This window comes from Mesorhizobium sp. M7A.F.Ca.ET.027.03.2.1 (genome assembly GCF_003999175.1).
Classification (GTDB): Bacteria; Pseudomonadota; Alphaproteobacteria; order Rhizobiales; family Rhizobiaceae; genus Mesorhizobium.
In genome coordinates, this window is record NZ_RZOM01001566.1 from 1 (window position 1) to 930 (window position 930).

Here is a 930-nt window from a genome sequence, read left to right on the forward strand (position 1 = left end):
GCCTCTATGTTTTCATCCGTTTCGACACCTTCACCACGGCGATCGTCGACCAGTTCCAGTCGACCTTCAATGGACCGGCCGCCAACATGCTGGCCGGCGTGCTGGTCAGCTGCTGCTTCGTGCTGCTCGGCCTCGAAGTGCTGGTGCGAGGCGAGGAGCGCTATGCCCGCGTCGGCTCAGGCGCGGCGCGCCATCAACAACGCGCAAGCCTCGGACGCGCCACCCTGCCTAGCCTGCTCTTGCTTGTCGTCACCTCGCTTTTGGCGCTCGGTGTGCCGTTCGTCACAATTGGCGGCTGGCTTGCCGCCGGCGGCGCCGCTGTCTGGCGCTTGGACGAGATCGGCCTGGCGCTTGGCCAGACGCTGTTCCTGGCGCTCGCCGGCGCATTGCTCGCCACCGTCGCCGCCATGCCGATGGCCTGGATCTCGATCCGCGCGCCGGGGCCATTGCAGCGTCTTCTGGAGGGCTGCAACTACATTGTCGGCTCGCTGCCCGGGGTCGTCATCGCACTGGCGCTGGTCACCATCACCGTGCGCATCGCGCTGCCGCTCTACCAGACCCTGTTCACCATCCTGGTGGCCTATGCGCTGATGTTCCTGCCACGCGCGCTGGTCAGCCTGCGGGCATCTATCGCGCAGGCGCCGGTCGAGCTCGAACGCGCCGCTTCCAGCCTCGGCCGGCCGCCGCTGCAGGCGCTGTGGTCGACGACGATCCGCCTGTCGGCGCCGGGTGCCGCGGCCGGCATGGCGCTGGTGGCGCTCGGCATCATGAACGAACTGACCGCCACCCAGATGCTGGCGCCGAACGGCACCCGCACGCTGGCGATGGCGTTCTGGTCCTACAGTGGCGAGATTGATTATGCCTCGGCGGCACCCTACGCCTTCATCATGGTGGCGATGTCGCTGCCCTTGACCTGGCTGCTCTATGTCC

Annotated in this window: 1 protein-coding gene; it reads left to right on the top strand. The window is 67.5% G+C overall.

Annotation, left to right across the window (positions count from 1 at the left end; translation table 11 throughout):
* Positions 1-930 (top strand): ABC transporter permease subunit (locus EN750_RS36480; RefSeq protein WP_145968293.1); only part of this gene is annotated, 930 nt, incomplete at both ends.